At 77.2% G+C, this 7,942-nt stretch carries 8 protein-coding genes and 1 pseudogene; 2 read left to right on the top strand and 7 right to left on the bottom strand.

Annotated features, from left to right (window positions below; translation table 11 throughout):
* Positions 1–830: SGNH/GDSL hydrolase family protein (locus RKE29_RS25865; protein WP_312008061.1), on the bottom strand; the 830-nt coding region annotated here is incomplete at its 3' end.
* Between the two features lie 108 nt (positions 831–938).
* Here RKE29_RS25865 and RKE29_RS25860 point away from each other — a divergent pair.
* Together RKE29_RS25860 and RKE29_RS25855 are read left to right on the top strand one after the other, a co-directional pair.
* Positions 939–1,142, top strand: a complete 204-nt coding sequence (locus tag RKE29_RS25860; RefSeq protein WP_312008060.1) for a hypothetical protein — start codon at positions 939–941, stop codon at positions 1,140–1,142.
* Positions 1,143–1,255: 113 nt separating this feature from the next.
* Positions 1,256–1,477 (top strand): hypothetical protein, encoded by a 222-nt coding sequence (locus tag RKE29_RS25855; RefSeq protein ID WP_312008059.1) that lies wholly within the window; start codon positions 1,256–1,258, stop codon positions 1,475–1,477.
* A gap of 102 nt (positions 1,478–1,579) precedes the next feature.
* Here RKE29_RS25855 and RKE29_RS25850 read toward each other — a convergent pair whose 3' ends face one another.
* The 6 genes and pseudogenes from RKE29_RS25850 to RKE29_RS25825 form a co-directional block, all read right to left on the bottom strand.
* Positions 1,580–2,584 carry a hemolysin family protein gene (locus tag RKE29_RS25850; RefSeq protein ID WP_312008062.1) on the bottom strand — a complete coding sequence of 335 codons (1,005 nt, stop codon included), beginning with the start codon at positions 2,582–2,584 and terminating at the stop codon, positions 1,580–1,582.
* Between the two features lie 5 nt (positions 2,585–2,589).
* Entirely contained in the window at positions 2,590–3,945 is a 1,356-nt protein-coding gene (locus RKE29_RS25845; RefSeq protein WP_312008058.1) for a hemolysin family protein, read from the bottom strand.
* A gap of 158 nt (positions 3,946–4,103) precedes the next feature.
* Positions 4,104–4,531: pseudogene (locus RKE29_RS25840) on the bottom strand (GNAT family N-acetyltransferase).
* 86 nt (positions 4,532–4,617) lie between these two features.
* Complete coding sequence (locus RKE29_RS25835; RefSeq protein ID WP_312008057.1) at positions 4,618–5,553, bottom strand: TIGR03621 family F420-dependent LLM class oxidoreductase; 936 nt, start codon at positions 5,551–5,553, stop codon at positions 4,618–4,620.
* 201 nt (positions 5,554–5,754) lie between these two features.
* On the bottom strand, positions 5,755–6,468 hold the full coding sequence (bioD, locus tag RKE29_RS25830; RefSeq protein WP_312008056.1) for a dethiobiotin synthase: 714 nt from the start codon (positions 6,466–6,468) through the stop codon (positions 5,755–5,757).
* A 49-nt stretch (positions 6,469–6,517) separates the two neighbouring features.
* The gene (locus tag RKE29_RS25825) at positions 6,518–7,840 is read right to left on the bottom strand and encodes an adenosylmethionine--8-amino-7-oxononanoate transaminase (RefSeq protein WP_312008055.1); all 1,323 of its coding nucleotides are present in this window, start codon (positions 7,838–7,840) and stop codon (positions 6,518–6,520) included.
* Positions 7,841–7,942 lie beyond the last annotated feature (102 nt).

Below are 7,942 nucleotides of genomic sequence, written 5' to 3'. Positions count from 1 at the left end.
GGCTCCGCGCCGGGTGCGCCGTCCGGCGCGCCGCCGGAGACGGTGCCGGGCGCCGCGTACGGCAGCAGCGCGGCCCGCTTCGGCGGCCGGCCGTCGCCCGTGGAGCGCCCGGTGATCCGCCGGCCGACCCACGGGGCCAGGTGGTCGCGGGCGAACCGGGCGTCGGCGGCGCGGCGGGCCGTCCACCCGGGGCGTACGGCCGGCGGCAGCGGCGCGTCCCAGTCGGACTCCGGCGGGTGGCCGAGGGCCTGCCAGACCGCCTCGGCGACCCGCCGGTGCCCCTCGGCGTTCAGGTGCAGCCGGTCCTCGGCCCACATCCGCGGATCGCCCAGCGCCCGCGACGCGTACAGGTCCACCACCACCGCGCCGTGCCGCGCCGCCAGCGCGTCGACGAAGGCGAACAGCCGCTCCACGCGCGGCCTCACCCGGGCCAGCACCGGGCCGCGGCGCGCCGGGCTGCGCATCAGCACCAGCCGGCGGCAGCCGGGGGCCAGCCGGCCGGCCGCCTCCTCCAGCAGCCCGCACACCCGGTCCAGGTCGCACCGCGGGCGCAGCACGTCGTTCAGCCCGCCGACCAGCGTCACCAGGTCCGCGCCCATCGCCGCCGCGGCGTCCACCTGCTCGGTCACGATCTGCCCTATGAGCTTGCCGCGCACGGCGAGGTTGGCGTACCGGAACCCGGGCGCGTGCCGCGCGAGCCGCCCGGCCAGCAGGTCGGCCCAGCCCCGGTAGGTGCCGTCGGGCAGCGCGTCGGACATGCCCTCGGTGAAGGAGTCGCCGACGGCGGCGAAGCTGCGGTACGCGGGGACGGGCGCGGGGCTGGTCGGCATGGCGGCCAGATCCTATCGGTCCCGTCCCGCGCGCCGCCCGGCCGGCCCGTCCGGTGGAACCCGCGGCGCGGGCTGCGCGCGCCGGTCCGCGCGCGCATCATGAGCCGCATGGCGCTGACCAACATCTTCTTCGAGGGCGGGGCCCGGGACGGCACGACCGTGACGTGGAACGTGGAGCCGGGTGCCGACATCTACGACGACAACATCTTCCAGCCTCCCGAGCTGTACCGGCGCACGGCGCGGACCAAGGTCATCGGACGGACCGAGTTCACCGTCTTCCGGTACGACCCGTCCGCTACCCGACCGCGGTGATACCGGCCGTTTCGGACGGCGCCGCGAGTGCATTCGCGCCAGGCGGGTTGCGCGCAGCGCGCTACAGGGCAGTCTTATTCGGCGTGGACGCCTTTGAATGTGACCGAACGACGATGGCCATGGTCGCCGCCGCGCTGGCGGACGACAGCGAGGGGGCCGTCGCCCTGCTGGAGCCGCTGACCACGCGGGAGGTGTGCCGGGTGGCGGTCCGGCTCGCCGCGATGGCCGCGGACGCGCTGCTGGCCGTCGCCGAGGAGGCGGGCGGCGGCCGGGAGGAGGCCCTGGCGCACTGGCAGGCGTGCATCATCGAGCACGAGGCGCAGTACGGCCAGTGACGGCCCGCCCGGCCGGGCCCGTCCGCCGGCGCGCCGGGCGGGCCCGCCCCGCGCGGCGCACCGGCCGCGGGCCGCGGGCCGGCGGGGGCGCCGCCGCGGAGGTCAGGCGACGAGCTCGCGCAGCACGTCCTCCATGGTCACCAGGCCGTCCAGGCGCCCGCCCGCGCCGAGCACGGCCGCCAGGTGGGTGCGGCCGGCCCGCATCGCGGTGAGCACGTCGTCCATGGGCGCCTCGGCCCGTACCCGCGCGATGGGGCGAATGTGCTCGGGCCCGAACGGTACGTCGCGCGGGCGCGCGTCGAGCGCGTCCTTGACGTGCAGGTAGCCCAGGATGCGGCCCGCGGCGTCGACCACCGGGAAGCGCGAGAAGCCCGACGCGGCCGACATCCGCTCCAGCTCCTCCGGCGTCGTCGTGGGCCGGGCCGCGACCACCCGCTCCACGGGCAGCACGACGTCCCGCACGGGCCGCCGGCCCAGCTCCAGCGCGTCCCGCAGCCGCGCGGTGGCCCGCGTGTCCAGCAGCCCGGCCTCGCTGGAGTGGGAGACGATCCGGGCCAGCTCGGCGTCGGAGAAGGCGGCCGTCACCTCGTCCCTGCGCTCCACGCCGAGCAGCGCCAGCAGGGCGTTCGCGCAGGCGTTGACGCCGAAGATGACCGGGCGCAGCGCGTGGGTGAGGGCGACCAGCGGCGGCCCGAGCAGCAGTGCGCAGCGCACCGGCTCGGCGAGCGCGACGTTCTTCGGCACCATCTCGCCCAGCAGCATGTGCAGGTACGTCGCCACGGCCAGCGCGATGGCGAACGAGACGGGGTGGACCAGGCCGCCGGGCAGCCGCGCCGCGTGGAAGGCCGGCTCCAGCAGGTGGGCGACGGCCGGCTCGGCGACCGCGCCGAGCACCAGCGTGCACAGGGTGATGCCCAGCTGGGCGGCGGCCAGCAGCGCCGAGACGTGCTCCAGGCCCCACAGCACCCGGTGCGCGCGCCGGTCGCCCCGCTCGGCGTGCGGCTCGATCTGGCTGCGCCGCACCGAGACCAGGGCGAACTCGGCGCCGACGAAGAAGGCGTTGGCCACCAGCGTCAGCAGGCCGATCAGCAGTTGCAGGACGGTCAGGCCGGTCATCCGGCGGCCTCCCCGCCGCCCGGACCGCCGCGGTCGCCGGCGCCGGGCAGCGGCGCGCGCAGACGCAGCCGGGCGGCCCGGTGTCCGGAGGCGCCGGTGACCTCCACGCGCCAGCCCGCCACCTCCAGGCTGTCGCCCTCGGCCGGGATGCGGCCGAGGCGGGTGGCGACCAGCCCGGCCAGGGTCTCGTACGGGCCCTCCGGAGCGCGCAGGCCGATGCCGGCGAGCTGGTCGGTACGGATCGCGCCCTCCGCGTCGTACAGCGCCCGGCCGTCGGAGTCGAGCCCGGCCGGGGCCAGGTCGGGCGCCTGGTGCGGGTCGTGCTCGTCGCTGACCTCGCCGACGATCTCCTCGACGATGTCCTCCAGGGTCACCACGCCCGCCGTGCCGCCGTACTCGTCGATCACCACGGCCATCCGCCGGGCCGGCTCGGACATCCGGTCCAGCAGCCGGTCCACGGGCAGCGACGCCGGCACCACCAGGGGCTCGCGCATCAGCGCGGACACCGGGTGGCGGGGCCGCCGCTCGGCGGGGACGGCCAGCACGTCCTTGATGTGGGCCGTGCCCACCACCGTGTCCAGGCTGCCGCGGTAGACCGGGAAGCGGGACAGGCCGGTTGCCCGCGTGGCGTTGGCCACGTCCTCCGCGGAGGCGCGCGCGTCGAGGGCGATGACCTGCACGCGCGGCGTCATCACGTTCTCCGCGGTCAGGTCGGCCAGGCTCAGGGTGCGCACGAACAGCTCGGCGGTGTCCTCCTCCAGCGCGCCCTGCCGGGCGGAGTGGCGGGCCAGCGCGGCCAGCTCCCGGGGGCCGCGCGCGGAGGCCAGCTCCTCGGCGGGCTCCAGGCCCAGGCGGCGGACCGTGCGGTTGGCCGTGTTGTTCAGGTGCGCGATGAGCGGCCGGAAGGCGGCGCTGAAAGCCCGCTGCGGCGCGGCGACCCGCCGCGCCACCGGCAGCGGCCGGGAGATGGCCCAGTTCTTCGGCACCAGCTCGCCGACGATCATCAGCACGGCCGTCGACAGCGCGGTGCCGACCACCAGCGCGGTGGAGTGCACGGCGGAGCCGGGCACCCCGGCCGCGCCGAGCGGCCCGGCCAGCAGGGTGGCCACGGACGGCTCGGCGAGCATGCCGACGACCAGGTTGGTGACCGTGATGCCCAGCTGGGCGCCGGAGAGCTGGAAGGTGAGGCCGCGCACGGCCTTCAGGGCGCTGTCCGCGCCCCGCTCGCCGCGCTCGACCGCCCGCTCCAGCGCGCCGCGCTCGACGGTGGTCAGCGAGAACTCGGCCGCCACGAACGCGCCGCACGCCAGGGACAGGGCGAGCGCCACGACCACCAGCAGGGCTTCGGTCATCGGTTCACCTCCGTCCCAGGATCGGGCAGGAGCGGGCAGGGTGCGCGGCGGCTACTGGGTGGGTCGCCCATGGGCGCGGACTCACACCTCTCGGAGGCGGGGGAAACCGGTCCCGACCACGGTAAAGGACTGGCAAAAACGGGTGCGGGGCGGGGCGGTCACGTACGCAGCGGCTTAACCCACCGGCTCCACTCCGGCTGGCGGGCGTAGCCCGCCGCCCGCCACGCCTGGTGCGCCAGGGCGTTGGCGTCCAGCACCATCGCGTCGCCGCGCCGCCCGCCCAGCTCGGCGAACCGCCGCTCGGCCGCCGCCCCAGCAGCGCGGTGGCCACCCCCCGGCGCCGGTGGCCGGGGTGCACCGCGAGCCGGTACAGGTGGCAGCGCCAGCCGTCGAAGCCCGCGATGACCGTGCCCGCCAGCGCGCCGTCCCGCTCGGCCAGCAGCAGGGCCCGCGGGTCGCGGGCGATCAGCCCCAAGACCCCGTCCCGGTCGTCGCTGACGCTGGTCCCCTCGGCCGCGTCCTTCCAGAAGGCGAGCACGGCGTCGGCGTCCGAGGGCCCGGCGGCCCGTATCCGAAGATCGCTCATGGCCGCATCCGACCACCGGGCCGACCGGGGTGTCGAACGGGTTTCGCCCGCGTGAGCCGGTGCGCGCCGGGCCGCCGCGCGGAGCGTCAGGTGCCGCGCAGCTCCTCCAGCACGGGCGCGAACGCCTCCAGGTACGGCTCCAGCACGACGAAGTAGGAGAACCCGAACCGCTCCCGGTGCGCCCGCACCTGCTCGGCGATCTCCTTGACGCTTCCCGCGAGCAGCGCCGGGTGCTCCAGGAGCTGGTCCTCGGTGAAGTGGGGGGCGTGCTCCAGCAGCTCCCGGGCCTTGGCGCGCCGGTCGTCGGTGACCCACACCTGCTGGACCAGGAAGTTCAGCTCGGCCCCCGCCCCTGCCTCGCCGCCCGCTCCGGCGTCGGACCCGGCTCTGGCCTCGGCCTCGAAGCGGCGGTACGCGGCCACCCGCTGCTCCAGCGCGTCGGCGCCGAGGAGCCGCATGCCGCCCCCGGGGTCGCCGGGGTCGCCGGGCACCTGCACCGCGCCGGTGAACGCGGCCACGTCCGCGTGCCGGGCGGCCAGCCGCAGCACCCGGTCGCCGTTGCCGCCGAGCACCAGCGGCGGGCAGGTCCCCCGCGCGGCCCGCGGCAGGTGCTCCGGATCCTCCAGCAGCCGCCGCACCGTGGCTATGGTTCTCTCCAGGTGGTCCACCCGCTCGCGCGGCGAGCCGAACGGCAGCCCGGCCGTGTCGTGCTCGACCTGGACGTAGCCGGTGCCCAGGCCCAGCTCCAGCCGGCCGTCCGTCAGCGCGTCGCAGGTCGCCGTCTCGCGGGCGAGCAGCACGGGGTTCCACAGGCCCGCGTTGAGGACGAACGTGCCCAGGCGCGGCCGCTCCGTCGCCTCGGCGGCGGCCGCCAGCGCCGAGAAGGGCGCGGGCATGCCCAGGTGGTCGGGTACCAGCAGCACGTCGTAGCCGAGGTCCTCCACGCGGCGGCACTTGGCCCGCCACTCCTCGCGCGTGCCGAGATTGAACAGGTTGACGCCGAAGCGGAACGGCCGTGGCATGTGCCCTCCTCGATCGCGGTTGCGGCGAACCTACCCAACCGCGGCCGCCCGCCGGGCGGATACGCTCCGATTCACCCGGCCCGGCCGGGCCGCCGGCCCGCGGCCCGGCTGCCGCGGCCGCCGGTCAGGCCGCGTCACCGAGGACGGCCACGGCTACCGCTCCGCCGACCTGTGGACCGTGCCGGCGCCGCGGCACGGCCGCTAGGCGCCCGCCCCGGCGAACCGGAGGGCCTCCCACCGGCCGTTCAGCTCCGGCGCCAGCCAGTCCGCCGCCGCCGCGCGGAAGTCGGCGGGCGCCAGCGCCGCCGCCCCCTGCGGCACCGCGCCGAGCAGCGGCGCGTCCGCGGCCAGCGGCAGGTCGGCCAGGTTGCACCGGCACGCCAGGTCCGGGTCCGCGGGCCAGCTGCCCACGACCACGCCCAGGCAGCGCAGCCCCCGCGCGCGCAGGGCCTCCGCCGTCAGCGCCGTGGTGTTGAGCGTGCCCAGGCCCGCGTGGGCGACGACGAGCACCGGCGCGTCCAGCAGCGCGGCCACGTCGGCGAGCGTCGAGCCCGCCTCGTCGAACCGTACGAGCAGGCCCCCGGCGCCCTCGACCAGGACCAGGTCGTGCCCGGCGGCCAGTTCGCGGGCCGCCCGCGCGACCTCCCCGGGCCGCACCGGCGCGCGCCCGGCCCGGCGCGCCGCCGTGGCCGGGGCCAGCGGCTCGGCGAAACGGGCCACCTCGGCGCAGGTCACCGGCCCGGCCAGCCGGGCGACCTCCGCCGCGTCACCCGGTTCGCCCTCGGCCACGCCGGTCTGCGCGGGCTTGAGCATCGCCACCGACCGGCCGCGCGCGACCGCGGCCGCCGCGACGGCCGCGGTCGTCACCGTCTTGCCGACCTCGGTCCCCGTCCCCGTGACCACCAGCACCGACATGGTCTCCTCGCACCCTTTCCCTCGAAGTCGCCCGCCGCGGCGCGGCGCGTCACGCCCCGGCCGCGGCGGCCGCCGCGGCGCGCACCGCCGCGCAGATCCGGGCCAGGTCCTCGTCGCCGGTGATGTACGGCGGCATCGTGTACACCAGGTCGCGGAAGGGCCGCAGCCACACGCCCGCGCCCACGGCGGCCCGGGTGGCCGCGGCCAGCGCCGCCCCGTCCATGGCACGCTCCAGCTGGACGACCCCGATCGCCCCGAGCACCCGCACGTCCCGTACGCCCGGCAGCCCGGCGGCCTCCGCCAGGCCCTCCCGCAGCCCCGTCTCGATGCGCTTGATCTCCTGCCGCCAGTCGTGGCCCAGCAGCAGGTCGACCGAGGCGCCCGCGACGGCGGTCGCCAGCGGGTTGCCCATGAACGTCGGGCCGTGGGCGAGCACCGGAACCTCCCCGCGCGAGATGCCCTCCGCTACCCGCGAGGTGCACAGCGCGGCGGCCAGCGTCAGATAGCCGCCGGTGAGCGCCTTGCCCACGCACATGACGTCGGGCGACACGCCCGCGTGGTCCGCCGCGAACAGCGCGCCCGTACGGCCGAACCCGGTCGCGATCTCGTCGAAGACCAGCAGCACCCCGTGTTCGTCGCACGCCTCGCGCAGCACCCGCAGCCAGTGCGGGGAGTGGAAGCGCATGCCGCCGGTGCCCTGCACCACCGGCTCCACGATCACCGCTGCCAGCTCGTGCGCGTGGCGGGCGATCAGCTCCCGCAGGTGGGCCTCGTACGCCGGGTCCGGCGCGGCGTCGAAGCCGGACGGCGGCGCGTCGGCGAACACGTGCCGGGGCAGCAGGTCCGACCACAGGTGGTGCATGCCGCCGTCCGGGTCGGTCACGGACATCGGCTGCCAGGTGTCGCCGTGGTAGCCGCCGCGCCAGGTCAGCAGCCGCCGCCGCCCCGGCTCGCCCACCGACCGCCAGTACTGCAGGCACATCTTGACGGCCACCTCGACCGACACCGAGCCGGAGTCGGCGAGGAAGACGTGGCGCAGCGGCTCGGGCGTGATCTCCACCAGCCGGGCCGCGAGCCGTACGGCGGGTTCGTGGGTGAGCCCGCCGAACATCACGTGGCTCATCCGGTCCAGCTGCTCGCGCACCGCGTCGTTGAGCACCGGGTGGTTGTAGCCGTGGATCGCCGACCACCACGACGACATGCCGTCCACCAGCTCCCGCCGGCCCGCCGCCGGCTCGGCCAGCCGCAGCCGGACCCCGGCCGCGGACTCCACCACCAGGGGGGCCTCGCGGCCGGGCATCGGGCCGTACGGGTGCCAGACGTGCCGGCGGTCCAGGGCCAGCAGGTCGGCGGGGGCCAGCGGGTCAGGCATTGGGCGGCAGGTCCGTCCCCGCGCCGCGGCGGCGCACGGCGACCAGGTCCGGGCGGGCCCCGTCGGCGGCCTCTCCGGCCCCGGCCCCGGCCGCGGGCCGCT

Origin of the sequence: Streptomyces sp. B1866, from assembly GCF_031932565.1 — a bacterium.
GTDB lineage: Bacteria > Actinomycetota > Actinomycetes > Streptomycetales > Streptomycetaceae > Streptomyces.
Note: the sequence above shows the minus strand (reverse complement) of the source record. Positions and strands in the feature narration are given on the sequence as shown.